The organism is Lewinella sp. IMCC34191, from assembly GCF_003390935.1.
Classification (GTDB): Bacteria; Bacteroidota; Bacteroidia; order Chitinophagales; family Saprospiraceae; genus Neolewinella.
On record NZ_QNQZ01000001.1, the window covers coordinates 836,836 to 858,054 of the forward strand.

The 21,219-nt window shown below is 55.9% G+C and carries 16 protein-coding genes; 9 read left to right on the top strand and 7 right to left on the bottom strand.

Features of this window, described 5'->3' with window-relative positions; genetic code table 11:
* Positions 1-21: 21 nt before the first annotated feature.
* The 5 genes from DRW39_RS03345 to DRW39_RS03365 all read left to right on the top strand — a co-directional run bounded on the left by DRW39_RS03345 (position 22) and on the right by DRW39_RS03365 (position 4,171).
* Positions 22-492 (top strand): ribonuclease H-like YkuK family protein, encoded by a 471-nt coding sequence (locus tag DRW39_RS03345; RefSeq protein WP_116105825.1) that lies wholly within the window; start codon positions 22-24, stop codon positions 490-492.
* 45 nt (positions 493-537) lie between these two features.
* Positions 538-1,833 carry an amidohydrolase gene (locus DRW39_RS03350; protein WP_116105550.1) on the top strand — a complete coding sequence of 432 codons (1,296 nt, stop codon included), beginning with the start codon at positions 538-540 and terminating at the stop codon, positions 1,831-1,833.
* Positions 1,823-2,770, top strand: coding sequence for a DUF4421 family protein (locus DRW39_RS03355; RefSeq protein ID WP_157975906.1), 948 nt, complete (start codon positions 1,823-1,825; stop codon positions 2,768-2,770). Before DRW39_RS03350 ends, DRW39_RS03355 begins: the two co-directional genes overlap by 11 nt.
* A gap of 9 nt (positions 2,771-2,779) precedes the next feature.
* On the top strand, positions 2,780-3,130 hold the full coding sequence (locus DRW39_RS03360) for a hypothetical protein (protein WP_116105552.1): 351 nt from the start codon (positions 2,780-2,782) through the stop codon (positions 3,128-3,130).
* 108 nt (positions 3,131-3,238) lie between these two features.
* Complete coding sequence (locus DRW39_RS03365; protein WP_116105553.1) at positions 3,239-4,171, top strand: cell envelope integrity protein TolA; 933 nt, start codon at positions 3,239-3,241, stop codon at positions 4,169-4,171.
* A 289-nt stretch (positions 4,172-4,460) separates the two neighbouring features.
* Here DRW39_RS03365 and DRW39_RS03370 read toward each other — a convergent pair whose 3' ends face one another.
* From DRW39_RS03370 to trxA, 4 genes are all read right to left on the bottom strand, one after another.
* A complete protein-coding gene (locus DRW39_RS03370; RefSeq protein WP_116105554.1) occupies positions 4,461-5,219 on the bottom strand; it encodes a succinate dehydrogenase/fumarate reductase iron-sulfur subunit in 759 nt (252 codons plus the stop codon).
* A 15-nt stretch (positions 5,220-5,234) separates the two neighbouring features.
* A complete protein-coding gene (locus tag DRW39_RS03375; RefSeq protein WP_116105555.1) occupies positions 5,235-7,229 on the bottom strand; it encodes a fumarate reductase/succinate dehydrogenase flavoprotein subunit in 1,995 nt (664 codons plus the stop codon).
* 19 nt (positions 7,230-7,248) lie between these two features.
* Positions 7,249-7,992: a succinate dehydrogenase cytochrome b subunit gene (locus DRW39_RS03380; protein WP_116105826.1), complete on the bottom strand. Its 744-nt coding sequence runs from the start codon at positions 7,990-7,992 to the stop codon at positions 7,249-7,251.
* 166 nt (positions 7,993-8,158) lie between these two features.
* The gene (gene trxA, locus DRW39_RS03385) at positions 8,159-8,485 is read right to left on the bottom strand and encodes a thioredoxin (RefSeq protein WP_116105556.1); all 327 of its coding nucleotides are present in this window, start codon (positions 8,483-8,485) and stop codon (positions 8,159-8,161) included.
* 95 nt (positions 8,486-8,580) lie between these two features.
* On the opposite strand from trxA, the gene DRW39_RS03390 reads away from it, so the two are divergent.
* The gene (locus tag DRW39_RS03390) at positions 8,581-9,708 is read left to right on the top strand and encodes a DUF3810 family protein (RefSeq protein ID WP_116105557.1); all 1,128 of its coding nucleotides are present in this window, start codon (positions 8,581-8,583) and stop codon (positions 9,706-9,708) included.
* Here DRW39_RS03390 and DRW39_RS03395 read toward each other — a convergent pair.
* From DRW39_RS03395 to DRW39_RS03405, 3 genes are read right to left on the bottom strand one after another with little or no spacing between them, the layout of a single operon-like run.
* Positions 9,686-10,654: a hypothetical protein gene (locus tag DRW39_RS03395; RefSeq protein ID WP_157975907.1), complete on the bottom strand. Its 969-nt coding sequence runs from the start codon at positions 10,652-10,654 to the stop codon at positions 9,686-9,688. The genes DRW39_RS03390 and DRW39_RS03395 overlap by 23 nt on opposite strands.
* An 11-nt stretch (positions 10,655-10,665) precedes the next feature.
* Positions 10,666-11,553: a septal ring lytic transglycosylase RlpA family protein gene (locus tag DRW39_RS03400; RefSeq protein ID WP_198664776.1), complete on the bottom strand. Its 888-nt coding sequence runs from the start codon at positions 11,551-11,553 to the stop codon at positions 10,666-10,668.
* A 10-nt stretch (positions 11,554-11,563) separates the two neighbouring features.
* Positions 11,564-12,808: a PDZ domain-containing protein gene (locus DRW39_RS03405; RefSeq protein ID WP_116105560.1), complete on the bottom strand. Its 1,245-nt coding sequence runs from the start codon at positions 12,806-12,808 to the stop codon at positions 11,564-11,566.
* Between the two features lie 360 nt (positions 12,809-13,168).
* On the opposite strand from DRW39_RS03405, the gene DRW39_RS03410 reads away from it, so the two are divergent.
* The 3 genes from DRW39_RS03410 (at position 13,169) to DRW39_RS03420 (ending at position 21,217) form a co-directional block, all read left to right on the top strand.
* On the top strand, positions 13,169-16,174 hold the full coding sequence (locus tag DRW39_RS03410; RefSeq protein WP_116105561.1) for a SusC/RagA family TonB-linked outer membrane protein: 3,006 nt from the start codon (positions 13,169-13,171) through the stop codon (positions 16,172-16,174).
* Positions 16,175-16,263: 89 nt separating this feature from the next.
* Positions 16,264-17,760, top strand: coding sequence for a RagB/SusD family nutrient uptake outer membrane protein (locus DRW39_RS03415; RefSeq protein WP_116105562.1), 1,497 nt, complete (start codon positions 16,264-16,266; stop codon positions 17,758-17,760).
* A gap of 94 nt (positions 17,761-17,854) precedes the next feature.
* The gene (locus tag DRW39_RS03420) at positions 17,855-21,217 is read left to right on the top strand and encodes a VCBS repeat-containing protein (RefSeq protein ID WP_410503592.1); all 3,363 of its coding nucleotides are present in this window, start codon (positions 17,855-17,857) and stop codon (positions 21,215-21,217) included.
* Positions 21,218-21,219: the final 2 nt, after the last annotated feature.

Consider the following 21,219-nt stretch of genomic DNA (forward strand, 5'->3'; position numbering starts at 1 on the left):
AATACCAAGGCGTTAACCGAAATGAAATGGCGTCGTTACGACGGACGTCGAATCGAGGGGCCGATCACGGAGGCGGTGGAGCAAACCGTCCGGCGCGAGATTGCCGACGGCCATCGGCTGAAAGTTTGCATCGGCACCGATAGCCAGGTTCGCGGCAAGACGGTGGAATTCGCGACCGTCATCGTGTTCCTGCGGGAGAAGCGCGGCGGGTTCATGTTCATCGCTAATTACAAAAGCGAGGCGCGGATGAGTCTGCGGGAACGCATGATTCTGGAGGTCGGCCGCTCCGTCGAGATCGCTTACGCCCTATGTAGCATCCTGGACCGTCACGATGTGGAACTGGAAGTCCACGCCGACATCAATACCGATCCGCATTTCCAGAGCAACGTGGCCCTGAAGGAGGCCATGGGCTATATCCTGGGAATGGGTTTTGTTTTCAAGGCCAAGCCCGATGCTTTTGCCTCCTCCGCCTGCGCGGATAAGGTTTGCTAGGCCGGTTCGGGAAAGCGTATCTTGCCAGTCTAATCCCGACCATATATGCGCATTCTCCCCCTCCTTTTATTGGCTGCTTGTGCCTCCCTCGGCGCTCAGACTGATTACGCCTCCGTTGCCCAGGCTGCCGAGGATGTGGACGATCGCGTCATCGAATGGCGACGCCACGTGCACCAGTACCCCGAGCTGAGCAACCGGGAGTTCGAAACAGCCAAGTACATTGCCGCCCACCTGAAAGAACTGGGTATGGAAGTCAAGACCGGCGTGGCGCATACCGGAGTCGTAGGTATCCTGAAAGGTGACTTGCCTGGCCCTACCGTAGCGCTGCGCGCCGATATCGATGCGTTACCCGTAACAGAGCGCGCCGATCTTCCCTACGCCAGTAAGGCGACGGGCGAATACCGCGGGGAGACCGTCGGGGTCATGCATGCCTGTGGTCACGATACCCACGTTGCCATGCTCATGGGTGCCGCGCAGGTGCTGAGCGAACGAAAGGCGGAGTTGCCCGGCACGGTGGTCTTTCTCTTCCAGCCGGCGGAAGAAGGGGCCCCCATCGGAGAAGAGGGTGGAGCGGAGCTGATGATTAAAGAGGGCGTCCTGCGGGACTACGACGTGGAAGCGGCCTTTGGCATCCACATCAACTCTCAGACACCGGTCGGACACCTCAATTACAAGCCAGGTGGAACCATGGCGGCGGCAAATCGCTTCGAAATCAACGTCCACGGCAAACAGGCACACGGCTCGACTCCCTGGGCCGGGGTGGATCCCATTACCGTAGCGGCGCAGATCGTAACCGGTCTCCAGATGATCGTTGCCCGCCAGAGCGAACTCACGAAGGAAGCTGTCGTCATCAGCGTTGGCGTGATGGAAGCCGGTGTCCGCAACAACATCATTCCGGAGGAAGCTACCCTCATCGGTACGATCCGGACGCTGGACGAAGACATGAAGCAGGATGTCTTCCAACGTATCCGCCAGACGGCCACCAGCATCGCCGAAGCGTCCGGTGCCACCGTCGATGTCACCATCGACAAAGGGTATCCCGTCACTTACAACGACCCGGAGATGACCGAGCGCATGATGTCGACCGTCCGCGCGACACTCGGAGACGACCAGGTTCATTTGGTCAACGCCATCACCGGAGCCGAAGACTTTTCTTACTTCGCCCTGGAAGTCCCCTCCGTTTTCTACTTCCTGGGTGGCATGGCACCCGAGATGGACAGCAGCGAGGCACCGGGCCACCACACGCCTGACTTCGTAATTGACGAACGGGGTCTGAAGTACGGTGTACAGCTCTATGCCAATCTGGCGATGGACTACCTTCGGGGGCAGCATGGTAAATAGCACCTGTACGCTGTCGGTTTTACTGGCTGTCATTTGCTTCTCTCTACCGGTATACGGGCAATTCGACAGCAGTTACGTGGAAACTTTTGCAACGCGTACGCGCGTCAATGGCGGGCTGCGGTACCGGGACAACTCGGCCAGCATTTCTGTCGATGGCGAGCAATCACTCGACCTGAAGAATAAGGGACTGGCCGTTCGGTTGGGCGGCCGCTATAAGTGGTTGGGCTACACTTTTAGTATTCCAATAAGTGACCTCGGTACCGATAGCGAGCTTGGTGACGCCACCTCCCTCGGCGTTAACCTGCAGCTGTACCGGGACAAATTCTACCTGAATTTCAATGCCCGGCGCACCGTCGGATTCGTGCGTCGCAGTCCCGGCGATCCGGATTATTTTCGCAAGGACATCAAGTTCCTCGACGTACTCCTATATGGATTTCGCATCCTGAACAGTAAGCGCTTCAGCCTGGGCTCGGCCTTTAAGCAGCGAAGCAGGCAACTCAAAAGTACGGGTTCGTTTCTGCTGGCGGGAATGGCCAACCGACAGGTCCTTACCGCCAATCAGTTGACCTTGCCGGTCACCGAAAGCGGGCAATTGGTGATCGACCGCTACTCCCAGATCAAACTGGGGGTCGGCCTGGGATACGCCTACACTTTTCTTTTCGGCAAAAGTCTTTTTGTAACACCCCTGGCCGTGGTTGGACCCGAAATTCGATTCGTAGATTATGATCCGGCGGCTGTACCCCGGGTGCTGGAGTCTCCCCGCCTCAGTATTCGCTTCCGCAGCCGCCTCGCCCTTGGCTACAATGGTCGAAGAAACTACGTCGCGCTAACCGCATCTTATTTACCAAGCTACGACGCGACCGAAACGTTGGATACCCGCGTTGACGAGACGCGCATCGAACTAATCCTGGGTCATCGCTTTAACGTAGACCGTTAAGTTTCGCCCATGACCCTCTTCGCTTACGCCTTCGCGATCGTTCTGATCGTTGCCGGCATATATCACTTCGTAAACCCGTCTTTTTATTACCCGATCATCCCGAAATGGATGCCCCGGGTAGCGGCGAACGTGGCGGGTGGAGCGGCGGAAATCTTGCTTGGTGTCGCTATGCTGGTTCCCGCCACCCGTTCACTGGGCCTGTGGGGCGCGGCCGCCCTCATGGTCCTGTTTTTACCGGTGCACGTTGTGGACTTACTGCGGGACCGGCCGGTGATCGGAAGTAAACTCATTGCCGTCATTCGGCTTTTATTGCAGTTCGTCCTTATCGGCTGGCTAATTTGGGAGGCCAGGCGGATATAGGGCGGCGGAGCGCAGGTAGAAAGTCTTTTCGTAACGTGAAAGTACACGGACGGGTACACTAATATGCAATCCCGCGCTGTTTTGCATCTACAGGATAAATTAATGTTTATGGACATCACACTAACCGAAAGCGAAAAACGTGGCGACCGCAACGGCAAGATCATAGCAGCGGTTGGCGGAATACTGATTATCGCCCTCTTACTGTGGCCAATATTCTTTTATCAGAATCCGCCACCGGGACAACCCGGAATCCTGGTGAACCTAGGTTTAGTCGATGTCGGACAGGGGGAGGAAAACGCACCCGCTCCATCGGAGCCGGAGGAGGAAGTCGTCCCTACGCCCCCGCAGCCCCAGGATCCGCCCCCACCGCCCCCCCAGGTCGAACCCGACCCACAACCTAAGCAACGCGATGTAGTGGTCACGGAGGACCCCGCCGTAGTGGAACTGCGCAAGCAAAAAGCACGGGAGGAGGCCGAGCGCCAGGCCGAACAACGCCGTATCCAGCGGGAGGCGGATGCAGAACGTCGTCGCCAACAAGCCGAGGAAGAAGCCCGGCGTCGCGAACAGGCCGAAGCCGAGCGCCGTCGCCAGGCGGAACTGGAAGCCGAACGTCGCCGGCAGGCGGAAGCCGATGCGCTTAAAGGCCAGCTCGGCGGATCATTCGGGCAGGGTAGGGGGAATGGTAACACCGGAACGGCCGGCAACCAGGGCGTCGACAATGGCGACCCCAACGCCGATCGCTTGAGCGGGATCAGTACCGGAAGTGGCCGGGTAAGTGGCGGCCTTAGCGGTCGAGGCGTGCTGGCCAGCCCGCCCGTGCAGGAGAACAGCCAGGTTTCCGGTACCGTAGTCATCGAGGTGTGCGTCAACCCGCGCGGAGAAATCTCCCGGGCCGACTATACCCAAAACGGGAGCAGCACCGCCGATCCGACCCTCGTGGCCGCTGCCCGGAAAAATGCCCTGAAGTGGAAATTTGCCGCCAACGAACTCGCTCCGGCCGAGCAGTGCGGTCGGATCAGTTACAACTTCAAGGTTCAGTAGAGTGCTTTGCTCGGTTCCTGCTTGTCTTTAGACGCCATAAGAGCCCCTGGTAGTAGGGGACGGTAGATCGGTGTTCTGGCCCGAGGTATTCTCAACTGGCCGGCAGCTTTAGCATTGCGGTCTGCGGACCTAATCGGCTTCTACCATGGGTAGCCCGGTGCAGCGGTGGTAAGCTATTCCAACCCACAGGTGAATAGCATGATACATCTATACGTGTCCCCTGAAAATTTGGAAACCGTCGTCTCAGCGGGCGTAAGTGCTTCCTGAGACGACGGTTCTACCATTCGCTCTAGTTGGCGACTTTTTCACTTCCGAGGGTAGCGCCGATGTACTGGCGGTTCAGGCGAGCGATGTGTTCTACGGAGATCGCTTTCGGGCATTCGGCCTGGCAGGCGGTAATGTTAGAGCAACGTCCGAATCCTTCGGCGTCGTGCTGGGCTACCATGCGTTGCACTCGGGTATCCGATTCGACCTTGCCCTGTGGCATTTGCGACAGGTGGCTGACTTTTGCCCCCACGAACAGCATCGCCGATGCGTTGGGACAAGCCGCGACGCACGCTCCGCAACCAATACAGGTGGCCGCATCGAAGGCATGACCGGCCTGGTCCTTCTCGATCGGAATAGCGTTACCGTCCTGCGCCTGACCCGTGTCGACGCTGATGTAACCACCGGCCTGGATGATGCGGTCGAAAGCATCGCGATTGACGACCAGGTCCTTCACGATCGGGAAAGCCCGCGAACGCCATGGCTCAATTGTAATGGTTTGCCCGTCGTGGAAGTGGCGCATGTGCAGCTGGCAAGCCGTCGTCTGCTGCATCGGGCCGTGGGGATAACCATTGATGACCAGCGAACAGGTTCCGCAAATTCCTTCCCGGCAGTCGTGCTCGAAAGCAATCGGCTCCTCCTTTTCGTTGATCAGCTTTTCGTTGAGTACGTCAAGCATCTCGAGAAAGGACATATGGTCGTTTACGCCGTCCAGCGTATAGTTGACGAACTGTCCTTTGGGGTACTTGCCCCCCTGACGCCAGATCTTCAGATTAAGAGTCATGTTTTCCACGGCGGATTATTTGTAGGATCTGGTCTTCAGTTCCACGTTTTCGAATATCAGTTCTTCCTTGTGCAGGATGGGGTCGGTGTCGTCCCATTCCCAGGCGCTCACGTAAGCGTACTCGTCGTCGCGACGCAGGGCCTCTCCGTCCTCGGATTGGTATTCCTCCCGGAAGTGACCGCCGCAGCTTTCGTTGCGGTCGAGCGCATCCAGCATCATGAGTTCCCCTAGCTCCATGAAATCGGCCACGCGAAGCGCCTTCTCCAGTTCCGGGTTGTACTCATCGACGCGGCCGGGTACGTAGACGGACGACCAGAACTCCTTGCGGAGCTCGCGAATCAGGCGACGTCCCTTTTGCAGTCCCTCGGCATTGCGGGCCATACCGCAGTACTCCCACATGATCTTACCCAGCTCGCGGTGGAAGGTTTCGGCAGATTTCGTGCCGTTGATCGACATGATCTTCTCAATGCGCGCTTTGGACTTGGCTTCCGCTTCCATGAAGGCGGGTCCGTCGGGATCCACCATCGGATTGCGAATTTCCTGCGACAGGAAGGTACCGATGGTGTACGGCAGCACGAAATACCCGTCGGCAAGTCCTTGCATAAGCGCCGAGGCACCGAGGCGGTTGGCCCCGTGGTCGCTGAAGTTGGCCTCCCCGATGGCGAAAAGGCCGGGAATATTGGTTTGTAGGTTGTAGTCTACCCAAAGACCGCCCATGGTGTAGTGAACGGCGGGGTAAATCTTCATGGGCATGACGTACGGATCCTCCCCGGTGATCTTTTCGTACATCTCGAAGAGGTTACCGTACTTCTCTTCAATAACGGCTACACCGAGTTGGCGGATGCGGCCCTTGTCGGCATTCGATTCGTTGAGGCTGTGCGCGCGCGACTTTCCGTACCGCTCGATAGCGGCATCGAAGTCGAGGTAAACGGCCAGGCCGGTGGGGCTAACGCCTAGACCTTCATCGCAGGCAGTCTTGGCGGCGCGGCTGGCCACATCCCGCGGCACGAGGTTACCGAAGGCCGGGTAGCGGCGTTCGAGGTAGTAATCGCGATCGCCCTCCGCGATATCCAGGCCGGTTTTACGTCCCTCTCGGATAGCCGCGGCGTCCTCCTGGTTCTTCGGCACCCACACCCGGCCGTCGTTACGGAGCGACTCCGACATCAGCGTGAGCTTCGATTGATACTCACCGCTGACGGGAATACAGGTTGGGTGAATCTGCGTGAAGCAGGGGTTAGCCATGTAGGCACCTTGCTTCACCGCCCGCCAGGCCGCCGAACCGTTGGAGTTCATGGCGTTGGTCGAAAGGTAGAAGACGTTGCCATAGCCACCGGTACCCAAGACGACCGCGTGGGCGGCGTGGCGCTCGGTTTTGCCGGTAAGCAGGTTGCGGGCAATGATGCCGCGGGCCTTGCCGTCCTGCATGACCAGATCGATCATCTCGTGCCGGTTGAACAGCTCGACGTTACCGAGGCTGATCTGGCGGCTCAGCGACTGATAAGCTCCAAGCAGGAGCTGCTGGCCGGTCTGTCCACGGGCGTAGAAAGTTCGGCTGACCTGAACGCCTCCGAAGGAGCGGTTTGCTAGTAGTCCACCATAGTCACGGGCGAAGGGAACACCCTGGGCAACCGCCTGGTCGATGATGTTTACGCTGACCTCAGCCAGACGGTGTACGTTCGCCTCGCGGCTGCGGTAATCGCCCCCTTTGATGGTATCGTAGAACAGGCGGTACACGCTGTCGCCGTCATTTTGATAGTTCTTGGCGGCATTGATCCCCCCCTGGGCGGCGATGGAGTGAGCGCGGCGAGGGCTATCGTGGAAGGTGAAAACCTTCACCTTGTAGCCCAGCTCGCCAAAGGTAGCTGCGGCGGCGCCGCCGGCCAGGCCGGTACCTACGATGATGACCTCGAGACGGCGCTTGTTGTTGGGCGCAACCAGGGGCATGGAAGAGCGGTACTGCTTCCACTTTTCGGATAATTCGCCGGCGGGAACGTTAGATTGAAATGGCATAGGTTCTTTCTTCAGCTATTTACAGCGCCCCCTGGTGCCGGAGGTACATGATGACGGGAATAACGGCAAAACCGAGTGGGACCAACACACTGTAAGCGTATCCCACGGCTTTGATGAAGGGGGTGTATTTCTTGTGATTGAGGCCAAGCGTCTGGAACGCGGAACGGAAGCCGTGCCAGAGGTGAAAGGCGATAAAGATCATCGCGGCCACGTAGAAGATGACCATCCAGATGCTTTCGTAGGTGGCACTGACCAGCGCGTATAAATCCTTTGCTCCGTCGTAACCTTCAGCGCTGAAGGCGCTGACGTTATCGGTGAAGTGCATCTGACCCCAGAACTGGACCAGGTGAATGATGATGAACGCCAGAATGACCATACCCAAGGACCCCATGTAGATGGATGACTTGCTGGCGCCCGCCGTCCGGTCGACCTTCACGGCGTAGCGGGTCGTGCCCCGTGCCTGACGGTTGTAATACCAGAGCACCAGTCCCTGGATCGCATGGATAAGAATGAAGGCGTATAGCAGGATGGACGTCGTCTTGATAACCGGGTTATTGGTCATGAAGTAGGCGTAGGTATTGAAACTGTAGCCCTCATCGTCAACCATCACTAGCTGGAGATTACCGATCAGGTGGACCACCAAAAAGATGATCAGGAACAACCCGGTAAGGGACATAACGATCTTTTGCCCCACGCTGGAGGTGATCATTTTTTGAAACCAGCCAACCTGGGAATTCGAACGATCTGCGGTTTTGGTCGCCATACCTTTGGACTCGATTTTTGTGAGGAGCAAAGCTAATAAGTAAATCCGTAGACCGCTAACGTGGTTGCCGCAGGGGTCAAAGGGCCATCTTATTTAGATTGATTCAATATAAAAGGCCTCCCCGTTTGTCCGGGAAGGCCTTCCTAAATGGTTAGTCGGGAATGGCTTAGGCCGTTTCCAACTGGGCTTCGATTTTTTGGGCAAGCGCCTCCTTGGTGGCAAAGCCTACGTGCTTGTCCACTACCTCTCCGTCCTTCAGAATCAGAATCGTTGGGATGTTGCGGACACCGTAGCGCTGGGTCAGTTCGGCATTTTCGTCAACGTCGACTTTGGCAATCAGTGCTTTGCCGTCGTAGTCTTTAGAAAGTTCTTCAACTACGGGGCCGATCATCTTACAGGGACCGCACCATTCCGCCCAAAAGTCTACGAGCGTAATTCCTTTCTTTTCGAGAACTTCTTCCTTGAAGTTGCTGTCGGTTAGCGTAAAAGCCATAATGCTATAATTTAAATTATTCGTGCAAAACACACGACATTTAAACGCAGGTAGGCCCCGATAGTTGTAAGTACAAAGATTCACCTCCGCAGCCCGTGCACCTGAACCAACGCTCTTTTTTCCTGCGCCCCGCCGCCCTTAAATGGATCACCGGGATTCTACTTATCAGTCTCTTGCTACGGATCGCGCTGCCGGCCAGGACCATAGAATTCGTCTATAGCCGCGGACTTTTTCCGGCGGTCCGTACCATCTGGGATAACTCCCTTGCCCTGCTTCCGGTCCCTTTATTTTACCTGTTTTGGGTGACGGTAGTAGGTGTCCTGGTGCTGGAAGGGAGGCGGTGGGGTAGGGTCCGGTCCGCTTCACGAGACCGTGGTAAGCGTCGGGCAACGCTTAGCATTTTTGCGCACTTAGGGGTCTACGTGCTTCTTCTTGTCCTTGCTTTTTTATGGCTTTGGGGATTTAATTACGGAAGGGAACCGGTGGAGACACGCCTGAGCTTTGCCCTGTATGAGCCTCCGCTGCCCGAACTACGCCAACGGGTGTTTGAAATTGAAACCCGACTGAGCGAACTGCGCGGACAGGTGACGGGGGATACTCTCGCCCTGCCGGACGATCGCTTTCCGGCTGATCTGGAAGCGGATATTCGTCCACTGGTAGCCGCCTCCCTGCTCCGACATAATTATCCGGCACCGGGAAGACCCCGGGGTTGGGAACTGCTTCCCCGCGGTATTCTTTTGCGGCTCAGCACGGCGGGAGTCTACTGGCCGTGGGCCGGACAAGGGAACATCGATGCCGGATTGCACCCCCTGCAAAAACCCGCCGTGCTGGCGCATGAACTCGCCCACGCATACGGATTCGGGGATGAGGGAACCTGCTCCTTCTGGGGATATCTCGCCGCCGCCGAAACCAGGGACCCACTGCTGCGCTATGCCCTGGAGCTTGCCTACTGGCGGCATCTTGCCGGACAGCTGCGCTACGCCGATCCGGAGGGTTACCTGCAATGGCGGAGTACTGAACTCGATCCGGGCATCCGCAACGATCTGCAAGCGATCTACGATAACGGGGAAAAGTACCAGGATATCGCACCTGCCCTACGCGACGCCACGTACACGGCGTATCTCAAGGCACAGGGCATTCACGAAGGATTACTTAACTACGGCCGGGTGGTCCGACTGGTAGAGGGGTACCGCCGGGCCACTACTCCCGCCGGGAACGAATAATCAGGCGAGTACGCCGCTCATTGTCCAGCCCGTTTAGCTGCGGGACGTCGTAAGTACCGTAAAATCCTTGGCCTCCGGCGATGATGGACCCCGGGTCAATGCCAAATTGCGCTAATTGCATGGCCACGCGTACGCCACGCTCCGCGCTGGACTCGTAAGCGAGCAAGGGGTCTCCGTCTATGCTTTCGGCGTGTCCGACTATCGTGAAGTATAGTCCCGGATAGTTTCTGAGGGTTCCGCCGAGACGACGCAGGATCCGCTGGCCCTCGAGGGTCACTTCATTGTTCTCCGTGAAGGTCAGGTTTCCGCCGAGAACCAGTTCCAAGGCACGTTCGTCCAGACGGTATAATACGTAGCCGGTGTCCGTAAGGGCAAGCATCAGCTGGCGGAGCTCTTCCTGCAATTTATCCATTCGTATCTTATCGGCGGCCTCCGGGTCGACCGGGCTGGTACCGCGTACCGAAGTGCCGGAGTCGTAGGTTTCCGGTTGATCGTTGCGCATGCGGTCGAGGCTGGTCAGGCTTTCCTCGCGGGCGGATAACTGCTGGGCCCGCCTTTCCAAAACCGCTGCGCGCTTATCCAATTCCGCCTGGCGGTCCAACAGTTCCTGCTGTAGGTTAGGCTCGTTGCCACCGGCATCAACCAGGCTGCGATTTTGCTCCAGTATGGACTCGTACCGTTCGGTCAGGTCGGCGATTCGATTGTTGAGCGACCGGTTGGTGGCATTCAGTTCTTCGATTTGCCGAAGTTGCCGCTGCTGGAAGGCACCACTGCTGCGCAGGCTATCCGTAAGGGCCTGATAGCGAATCGTCGAGGTGCTGTCGGCGGCCTCCGCCTGGCTACGGTAATAGTTTCTTTCCTGGGTCAGGGAATCGTACTGCGTCTTGGGGACGCAAGCGGACATGAGCAGGAAAAGCAAAGCAAAAGGGATCGCACGATATATCATATCAAGTAGCTTTAGCGGGGGAGGACGGTGGTAAAGCCCGGAATGGCGTACCGTTGTTTAAGGGAGGCAGCGTAGTGCTGCGCACTATCCTGATCGTTGAATGTGCCGAGAAGAACCTTGTATACGTAACCTCCATCCGAACGCTGCTTGTGTAGCAAAATCTCGTCGAAGTACCGCCCCTGTAGTTCCGCTACCTTATCCATGGCCCGTTCCAGGTTCTCGAAACTACCAACCTGCACGCCGTACCGTCCTTCCTTGGGCTCGTGAAGTGAAACCTGGTAGAGCCCCGGACCGAAGGACTTCTTAACGGATGGTACGTTCGGGCGCGACGCCGGCGTCGGAGTGGTGCGGGGAGATTCAGGCTGCGGGGATTTGACTTCCCTCTGGGGCGGTGGTTGACTCAAGGATACGGATTCGGGTTCCGGTTCAACCTCATTTGGCGTGGCCCGTGGCACGGGGGCCGGATCTGGATTGCTTGTTCGCGTGGTAGCGACGTCCCTCGTTGATACCGGTCGTTGGTCAGGGGTGGAAAGGAGTTGTACTTCCACCGGAACCGTACGTTCTCCCAGCATTCCCAATTCATCCGCTGCCCGTTCACTGAGTTCGACGATACGTCCGCGGATAAACGGGCCCTTATCGATGATGCGGACAACGACCGAATTACCGTTCGACTCGTTGGTTACCCGCACGGTGCTATTGAGGGGGTAGGTTTTATGGGCGGCAACCAGTTCCGTGCGGTCGTAGATCACCCCGTAGGCCGTTTCCGCTCCATCGTATTCCGGCGAGTAATAGCTGGCGAGTCCATTTTGCCGATCGCCCACGAGCTGCCCGCTGGCGGACGCTGAGAACAGGAGGACAAATAGCCACGCAATGGATGAAAAGGTTGTCGGTTGGAGCATAAAGGACATTTCAGATCAGATCACGCAGTCGGAATTCCAGGTCATATAGCCGGCCCGCCCGGTAAACCCGCATGCGTATTCGTTTACCGGGCCGACGCTGCAGTTTACGAATAATGGATTCCAGGCTCAGTAGCGCCACCGGTACGCCATTGACCGCGCGGATGCGATCCCGAACCTGGATACCTGCCTCATCCGCCGGGCTACCGGGTACGACGTTGCTTATCGTAAAGCTACGCAGGTTGTTGCCGCCCGCTAAAATATTCAGCCCCGAGCGATCAAAACGAAATTTGCGCTTCCACCTACCCCCCTCCGGGCGGAGGTAGACTTTGTGGTTGACGTAATCCACCACGATCCGGAATCGGCGTAATATTTGGTTTCCGAGAATGCCCTCCCGCTGCTGGACGAAACCCGCGTTGATGCTATCCACTTCCTGGAAATAGGTGACCACGTCGTTCATCTCTCGGTTGGCCATCGAGACCAGCCGGCTCCGTCCCACGCTTCCTTCCAGGGTTCCCCCCAGTCCGCTGGCAATGTAGGTGGGTATCGTCTGTTGGGGGAGGTCGATGTGGTTGGAGTCAGGGTAGGTATGCATCAGGAGGCTCAGACCGGCTCCCGTGTCCATGAGCAGTTTCCGGCGGGTAGATTGACCCGAAAGCACGCCCACGTCAATGTAGAGATAGGGGCGATTGCGGATAAAGTCCGCCGGTACCTCTATAAACGCCCTGGTGAGCCGAAATTTACTGGGATCGTGTAGGATGAGCACCTTTCGGCGAAAGTCAAACTCGACGATAAACCGCATCAGGAAGTCTGCCCCCAGGATACCGTGGATGGTCGTTCCGGTGATTCGCTCGAAATTGAAATAATTTTCCTCCAGCACCAGAATGGTCCGGTTTCGGGCGAGTAGCCGGTCGGCCAGCCGCATATTGACGCCGGTGGCCAGGTGAGCGGTCAGCATTTCGGTTAGGTCTGAGCCACGCACCTGAAAGGTACGCATGTAATTGACCTCCAGCAAGTCGGTCATGGTCCGGTCCAGTAAGACCGTATTCTCCGCACCGGTATCTACGATGAAGCGCAGGGGGATGAGGTTATTCAGCAGAATCGGGATGACGATGAAGTCATTTTCCGTGTCGAAAGGAATTTCGATTTGCCGGTAATTACCGAGCACCTTCATGTCTAATCGCTGACCGCCGACCACGCCCGTCCACATCAGGCACAACACGCTCAGCACCAGAAAGGGAAAGCGTATTAGGGGCATGCAGACGGGTAAATTGACGTGGTTAGCTGACAAGGGTAGTCGAAGGTCTAAACAGAAGGCAGCATTCTGGGTTTTGAGTCGTTATAAATGCAAAAGGCGAAGCTAATAGCAAAATTATTGTTAGGTAAATTGATTTAGTAACATTTTTTAGTTGGCTGTGGTCTTTAATTACCTTTTTGATTTTGCATCTTTGCCCTAGCGCTTTATTTGTTTTCGATCATGTAATCACTGCATCTTGCGTAGTCTGCTCGCTCAACCGCGCCCTTATTATTTGACAGCATCCATCTGCCGGCCACCCCAATTTGGGGTATGGCCTGCTGTTGCGTACGTCTACATCACTTCACAAACTCAATATTAAATATGAAGCTCAATCTATACCACTGTTACCGTGGTCCGGGATTGATCCTGCTGTGCCTACTGCTTTCCGCGGTCGGGGCTGCGCAGCAGGCGATCACCGGTACCATTACGGACGCTGAGTCCGGCGACCCCCTTATCGGGGCGAGCGTCGTAGTCACCGGATCGACCACCGGAACCGTCACCGATTTTGACGGAAATTTCGAACTGAACGTACCGGCGGAAGCCAACTCGATCACGGTCTCGTATACCGGCTACGGTACGCAGGAAATTGCCATCACGGAAGGGCAAACTGCTTACACCATTGAGTTGACTTCGGGCGAGCTGTTACAGGAGGTCGTTGTTGTCGGCTACGGTGCGGTGAAGAAGCAAGACCTCACCGGTGCCGTAACGGTCCTTTCCGAAGAAGACTTCAATAAGGGGGTCATCACCTCTCCCGAGCAACTGATCCAGGGCCGTGCCGCCGGTGTGCAGGTTACCCAGACGAGTGGCGAACCGGGGGCCGGGGTGAATTTCCGGATCCGGGGTACGTCTTCGGTGCGATCGAATAACAACCCCTTGTTCGTGGTGGACGGTGTGCCACTGAGTGGGGAAAGTACTGCGGCGGACGGCTCGATTGGCGGACTGGGTAACACCACCGCCCGTAACCCGCTTAATTTCCTCAATCCCAGTGATATCGAGAGCATCAATGTGCTTAAGGATGCTAGCGCTACCGCTATCTATGGTTCGCGTGGTGCCAACGGTGTGGTATTGATCACAACGAAATCCGGTGCTTCCGGGCAGGGTGTACTAACCTATGAAACCACCGTTGGCCTAGCATCAATTTCTAAGCGGTATGATGTTCTGGGCCGGGATGCCTTTCTCGATGCCTATAGAAGTTTCAATGGCGACGCAGCTACCGAAACACTCGACGGTGGAGCGGATGTAAACTGGCAGGATGAAATCTTTCGCACGGCCCTGACGCATACGCACAATCTATCCTTCGGAGGTGGAGATGAAGGCGGAGCTTATCGATTCTCGGCATCGTACATGGATCAGGAAGGTATAGTCGATCAATCCGGTCTTCAAAGAATATCGGCCAGGTTCAATGGCAACAAACGATTCATCGATGATCGACTGGGTTTATCGACTCAGATCACAGTTTCCGACATACACGATGATAACGTTCCCATTACAACGAATTCGGGCTTTGAGGGTGATCTGCTGGGTAACATTCTGAAGGCCAATCCGACACAAACGATCCTTAATCCTGACGGAACCTATAACCAAGTTAGCCAAACCGAGCCTAATCCCCTAGCATTATTGAACCTGTACGAAGGGTACACGAATACGCTTCGACTATTGGGTAATGTGTCCGCCGAAGTGGGCATCACGGATGCGCTGACCTTCAAGTCCGTTTACGGTATAGACCGCTCATTCTCCACGCGGGCGGATGCGCAGTCTCCTCTGCAGAGAGTACAGGGCATCGAAGGTATCGGCCGGGCGACGCTCAACGACCTACGGGTTAGCAACAATCTTTGGGAGAACTATTTCACCTTGCGAACCGACCTGGGAGGTGCCATAGCTTTTGAAGGATTGTTAGGGTACTCCTACCAAAGCTTCGAACGCGCCGGCAAAACGGCAGGATTCAGCAATTTCCGCCGAATTACCGATCCTGACATCATGATCAATAACGTCAGCGCGGCTGATCAAATTAATGGTGCCGGAGCATTCGGTAATTCTTTCCGCACCCAGGATGAACTGCAGTCCTATTTCGGTCGAATCAACTTCGATATAGCAGATAAATACTTGCTCACCGCCACATTGCGGGCCGATGGTTCAACTAGGTTCGCGAATGAAAACCAGTATGGCTTGTTTCCTTCCTTCGCTTTCAAGTGGCGGCTGCTGGAAGAAGGCTTTGCTCCGGAGTCATTTTCTGATTTAGGACTTCGCGTCGGCTACGGGGTAACGGGTAATCAGGAACTACCACACAACCAGTATCAGCTGCGCAGACAGTTCGTGGGATATGGATACAATGCAGGTACGACCGGCCTCGACGGTGGTAGGTATGAAACAATTGCTTTCGATAATGAGAACCTTCAGTGGGAATCAACATCCCAAATTAACGCCGGTATCGACTGGGGCATCAACAACAATAGATTGAGTGGATCGATCGATTACTACTATAAGTCCACCAGTGATCTGTTAATCCAGACCCGATCGGCGCAGCCCGCGGTACAGGAATTTGTTTGGGAAAACCTCGATGCTGATGTAATTAACGAAGGGGTTGAATTGGCTGTAAATTATGTCGCCGTCGACAGGGGCTCTTTCACCTGGGACGTCATTTTCAATGTAGCCTACAACAATAACGTCGTTCGCAATTTCGACCGCCTCATCAACACGGGCGACATAAGTGGACAAGGCCTGACCGGTGCATATGCGCAACGGATTGCCGAAGGACAACCACTCTATGCTTTCTTCCTGCGGGAATTCGGAGGATACGATGAGGAAGGGAACTCCATATACCCGAACGGCGACGTCCAGGAATTTACCGGACAAAGCCCTTTACCTAAAGTGACCGGCGGATTGACCAATCAGCTTCTGATAGGTAATGTCGATATCAACCTCTTCTTCACCGGTCAATTCGGATTTTATATCTACAACAATACGGCCAACGCCTTCTTTACCGCCGGCGCGCTTTCCAACGGCCGCAACGTATCCAGCGATGTAGTTGGTAACGGTGAGGGCCGTCTCAACGCCCCAGATGTATCTACTCGCTTCGTAGAGAAAGGGGATTTCGTTCGGCTTCAGAACGCAAGTATTGGTTATACCATTCCGACCCGCGAGGGTATCCTCTCCAATATGCGTATCTCGCTGACTGGACAAAACTTGTTCGTGATTACGGGATACAGCGGCCAGGATCCTGAAGTGAGCATCAGTAAACCCCTCAACGGCGTTCCCTCGATCGGAATCGACTATACGGCCTATCCACGGGCGCGTACGGTGACGTTCGGCTTAAACGCATCGTTTTAATCATAAATCCCATTCTCCCGGCGAACCTGCTGGCGGAATAGCTATTCTGCCCTGCCGAGTCGCCGGGAGCATGACTTTAATAAAATCATATGCAAATTTTGACAAAGAGGAGCCTGCTTCAGCCGCTCTGTTTCTTCTGCCTACTTCTTGCTACCCAGTCGTGCACTGATTTGTCCGTAGAGGAATTTGATTCAGTGGTTATCGACGAAGACGGGCCTCCGGCTCCCGGTGAAGCGGGGCAGCTGGTAGACGGGGTATATGATGGCTTATCCACTTTTACGGACCAGGCCAACACCTACAGTCTGTTCGAGCACCCTTCTGACGAACTGATTCCTCCAACCCGAGGTGTAGACTGGGGTGACAACGGTGTGTGGCGAACGCTGCATGCGCATACTTGGGATCCCACGCACGCGCAGGTACTCAATGCCTGGAATACCTTGAACCAGCGCATCTATAATACCGCTGAGATTCTTGCAGCCAATCCGAGTGCCGAGGATGAAGCCCATGGACGCTTCCTGCAGGGATTTTTCATGTGGCACGTACTTGATTTATATGGAGTTGTTCCCTTCCGGGAGTTTGGTGAAGGCGTCGATGTACTCCCCCGGGTCATCTCCCGAAGCGATGCTATCGACCTTGCTATCAGTCAAGTCGAAGCCTCGATCGATAACCTGCCCAGCGCCGGGCCCGGTGAGAACATACAGGGGACGAAGGCCGCTGCATACTCTATGCTAACGCGGATGTACCTGAACAAAGCGGTTTATAAAGCGGACAATCCTGCCGGCCCCTACGATCACAATGCCGATGACCTACAAAAGGTAATTGACTACGCAGACATGGTTACCGACGAAGGCTACAGTTTTGATCCCAACTACTTCGAAATTTTCGAAGCCGGATCGGACAACGAGCCCATTCTGGTGAGTAACCAGGGAACCCCCCAAAACCGGTGGATGATGACGCTGCACTACAGCCAGAACCCTTCGGGCTGGAACGGCTTCACGACTTTGGCAGATTTCTACAACGCATTTGATCCGGAAGATCCGCGGATCGGTAGAGAACCGACACCGGATGGAACGGCTTCTTCCGGTATTGGTGTCGGATTTCTGCAGGGACAACAAGTTACCGACGAGGGCAACGAACTGATCGACACCCGTACCCAGCAACCGCTGTTCTTTACCGAGGACGTTGGTTTGGCCGGCGTACCTACGAATGCAGGCGTGCGCGTTATCAAGTACCACCCCGCCCGTTCCGGAAAGTACATTCTCATCCGGTACGCCGAGTCGCAGCTGAACAAGGCCGAGGCCCAACTTCGACTGGGGGACGCTGCCGGAGCGCTCGAAACCGTCAATACCATGCGGGCTACCCGCGGTACCCCCGAACTCGGTTCCATCGATCTCGACGGCATGCTTATGGAGCGTGGTTTCGAGCTCTACTGGGAAGGACTCCGTCGGGTCGACCAGATCCGTTTCGGAACCTTTACCGATACCTGGGATGAGAAGACGGTCACCGATCCTACTCGTGTGCTGTTCCCCATTCCTCAGCAGGCCCTCGACTCCAATCCCAACCTGGAGCAGAATCCTGGATACTAACCGACATAGGGCATATTAGCACCTTATGGAACGAAGAGCGAGTAGCCCGGCTGCTCGCTCTTTTTTTATCTTCACCCATATTCCCGCCGGTGGTATGTTTCGATATTTTCTCCCGCTTTTTTTAGCCTCATTACTGCATTGTAGCCCTTCCGAACCGTCCGGATCGACTGTCGCGGAGTCACCTACGATGTTTCAGCGCGTGGATTCCACGCACACCGGAATCGCTTTTGTCAATACCGTACGAAACAGCCAGGAATTCAATATTTTCAGTTACCGTAACTTCTACAACGGGGGAGGCGTCGGTATCGGTGATCTGAATAATGACGGCTTAGCTGATATTTATCTCACGGCTAACCAGGGGCCGAACAAACTGTATCTGAATCAGGGGGACTGGCAATTCGAGGACGCATCCGAAACGGCGGGCGTCCAACTCGCCGGCCAGTGGAGTACGGGGGTCACCCTGGTGGACATCGATGGGGACGGTTGGTTAGATATCTATGTCTGCAACGCCGGCTTCCAGAAGGGCGTAAATCAACGCAACAGCCTGTTGATCAACCAACACGACGGTACCTTCCGCGATGCAGCCGCCGAATACGGTCTGGACGATGACGGTTACGCAACTCACGCAGCATTCTTCGACTACGACCTGGATGGCGATTTAGACGTCTATCTGCTCAACAACAGTTTCATTCCCGTCAATACCCTCAATCTAAGCAGCCAGCGGGAGCGCTACGCCGATGATTGGAACGTAAAACCCTTCCTGCGGGGTGGGGGAGACCGCCTGCTTCGTAATGAGTCCGGTAAGTTCACGGATGTGAGCGCGGAGGCCGGCATCTACGGTAGCCTGATCGGTTTCGGTCTCGGGGTCACGGTAGGAGACGTCAACGGAGATTACTACCCTGACATCTACGTCTCCAACGATTTTTTCGAGCGCGACTACCTGTACATCAACCAGGGCAATGGAACCTTTAAAGAGGAGGTAGAGCAGTACATGCGGCACCTTAGCCTGGCGAGCATGGGGGCGGATATGGCCGACATCAATAACGACGGCTACCCCGAACTCTTCGCTACCGAAATGCTGCCGGAATCCGATTACCGGCGGAAGACGACCGTCCAGTTCGAGAACTTAACGGGATACGAGCTCAAGCAGCAACGCGGATTCTACCACCAATATATGCACAATACGCTGCAACTCAATAATGCGGACGGGACCTTCAGCGAAATCGCGCAGTACGCGGGGGTAGAGGCGACGGACTGGAGTTGGGGCGCTCTGCTGTTCGATGTCGATCAGGATGGCTGGCGCGACATATTCGTGAGCAACGGTATCTACCACAACCTGACCAGCCAGGACTTTATCGATTTTTTCGCAGATGATATCGTGCGCAAGATGGCCCTTACGGGCAAAAAAGAGGAAGTCGACAAGATCATCGACGAGATGCCCTCGGAGCCGCTGCCTAACAAGTTGTACTGGAACCGGGGAGACCTGTCTTTCGCCGATGTGTCTACGGACTGGGGTATGGGCGAAGCCTCATTTTCGAACGGGGCGGCTTACGGCGACCTGGACGGCGACGGCGACCTGGATCTCGTAGTAAATAATGTGAACCAGCCTGTATTCGTTCTCGAGAATCGAGCCACGGAGCTCACGGACAATCACCGAATCACGGTGCGGCTTTACGGACCGGAAGGCGGCAACCGCTTCGCCATCGGTGCCTCCATCGCCGTGCACCAGGACGATCGGGTCTACAGCAGTGTGGTGATGCCCAGCCGTGGCTTTCAGTCAAGTGTGGACTATCCGCAGCACATTGGGATCGGCCATTCCGCTGGCGTGGATTCCGTGGTTATCGTGTGGCCTGATCGTACGGTCACCACCTTGGACAGCATTGATACGCGGGAGCCATTGGAAGTTGACTACGTCCAAGCGAATCGTCGACCGCTTCCGCGTTATATCAACGATAGGAGAGCCTCCTTGGAAGTAGCACCTCCCCTACTCACCCCGGTGCAACTAAGCCTGACCGCGCATGTGGAAGACGATCACCTCGATCTATTGAACGAAGGCTTAGTTATCCGGACGCTCGGTCATGAGGGGCCCCTATCGGCCGTAGGAGATGTTGACGGTGACGGCTATGACGACCTGTACATCGGCGGTGCCCGTAATCAGCCGGGGCAATTGTATCTGCAGCGGGGCGGCCGCTTCGTTCGCTCGGAGCAGTCCGCACTCGACCAGGTAAGCCAGACGGAAGATTCCGGCGTCGCGCTGTTCGACGCAGACGGGGACGGAGACCTCGATTTGTACGTCGGCTCCGCAGGCAATGCCGCCCCGGCCAATTCGCCGATGCTGGCGGATAAGCTGTTCTTCAACGATGGAAATGGCAACTTCACCCTCCGGAGTGGAAGCCTGCCCCGAATTGGCGTGAACACTTCGGTCGTCGTTCCGCTGGATTTTGACGGCGACGGTGACTCGGACCTATTCGTCGGTACGCGCAGCATGCCCGGGAATTATGGCGTGCCCGTGCCGAGTTTCCTCTTAGAAAACAATGGTGCCGGGCGCTTTCGGGATATTACCCGCTCCGTGGCTCCACAGTTGGCAAGCCTCGGCATGCTCACCGATGCTACGCTCGAAGTCAGGCAGGATGGTGCGGAAAACATTTTGACGACGGTAAGTGAATGGGGAACGCCCCGTCAATTTCACCTTGCCCACGGCCAGGTATCCGAAATCAAATCCAATCTAGATGCCTATTCGGGCTGGTGGTACGCGGTGGAACAGGCTGATATGGATGGTGACGGTGACCTGGACCTGATCCTGGGTAATCGAGGCGAAAATTTCTACTTCTCCGCCGATACGGCGCGTCCGGCTAAACTGTACGTGGCTGATTTCGACGGGAACGGTACCGTAGAAAAAATCATGACCCAGCACCTGGAGAAACGGGACATGCCCCTGGCTATGAAGCGTGACCTTACCGCCCAGTTGGCCGGATTACGAAAGGCAAATCTCCGTCACTCGGATTACGCAGAGCGATCAATCGATGAGCTTTTCTCACCGGAAGTGCTTGATCGAGCGTTTGTGTTGGAAGCAAATTACTTCCAGTCGGCCATCGCGTTCCGCGAATCCGACGGCAACTACCGGCTTGAGCCGTTACCATCGCGTGCGCAACTTTCCAGCGTAAATGCCATCCGTGCGGTAGATGTAAATGGCGACGGAGCGCAGGATATAGTGCTTGGTGGTAACCTGAGTGGTTTTTTACCCCAGTATTCCCGGTTAGATGCCAGCTACGGGCAGGTCCTGCTCAACCGCGGCGACGGCACTTTTGACGAGCTAACTTCCTCCGAATCAGGCATTGGGGTCATTGGCGACATCAAGGATCTCCAGTTACTAAGTCTGGGAACCGACCGGATATTATTGATGACCATCAATGACGCAGGTCCGCTGACCTACCGCCTGCCGTCCATCGTGCAATAATT

Bases quoted from the DNA above. Each gene is read 5' to 3' on its own strand.
- DRW39_RS03345 (WP_116105825.1), top strand. From the start codon at position 22: ATGAAATGGCGTCGTTACGACGGACGTCGAATCGAGGGGCCGATCACG.
- DRW39_RS03350 (WP_116105550.1), top strand. From the start codon at position 538: ATGCGCATTCTCCCCCTCCTTTTATTGGCTGCTTGTGCCTCCCTCGGC.
- DRW39_RS03355 (WP_157975906.1), top strand. From the start codon at position 1,823: ATGGTAAATAGCACCTGTACGCTGTCGGTTTTACTGGCTGTCATTTGC.
- DRW39_RS03360 (WP_116105552.1), top strand. From the start codon at position 2,780: ATGACCCTCTTCGCTTACGCCTTCGCGATCGTTCTGATCGTTGCCGGC.
- DRW39_RS03365 (WP_116105553.1), top strand. From the start codon at position 3,239: ATGGACATCACACTAACCGAAAGCGAAAAACGTGGCGACCGCAACGGC.
- DRW39_RS03370 (WP_116105554.1), bottom strand. From the start codon at position 5,219: ATGACTCTTAATCTGAAGATCTGGCGTCAGGGGGGCAAGTACCCCAAA.
- DRW39_RS03375 (WP_116105555.1), bottom strand. From the start codon at position 7,229: ATGCCATTTCAATCTAACGTTCCCGCCGGCGAATTATCCGAAAAGTGG.
- DRW39_RS03380 (WP_116105826.1), bottom strand. From the start codon at position 7,992: ATGGCGACCAAAACCGCAGATCGTTCGAATTCCCAGGTTGGCTGGTTT.
- trxA (WP_116105556.1), bottom strand. From the start codon at position 8,485: ATGGCTTTTACGCTAACCGACAGCAACTTCAAGGAAGAAGTTCTCGAA.
- DRW39_RS03395 (WP_157975907.1), bottom strand. From the start codon at position 10,654: ATGATATATCGTGCGATCCCTTTTGCTTTGCTTTTCCTGCTCATGTCC.
- DRW39_RS03400 (WP_198664776.1), bottom strand. From the start codon at position 11,553: ATGCTCCAACCGACAACCTTTTCATCCATTGCGTGGCTATTTGTCCTC.
- DRW39_RS03405 (WP_116105560.1), bottom strand. From the start codon at position 12,808: ATGCCCCTAATACGCTTTCCCTTTCTGGTGCTGAGCGTGTTGTGCCTG.
- DRW39_RS03410 (WP_116105561.1), top strand. From the start codon at position 13,169: ATGAAGCTCAATCTATACCACTGTTACCGTGGTCCGGGATTGATCCTG.
- DRW39_RS03415 (WP_116105562.1), top strand. From the start codon at position 16,264: ATGCAAATTTTGACAAAGAGGAGCCTGCTTCAGCCGCTCTGTTTCTTC.
- DRW39_RS03420 (WP_410503592.1), top strand. From the start codon at position 17,855: ATGTTTCGATATTTTCTCCCGCTTTTTTTAGCCTCATTACTGCATTGT.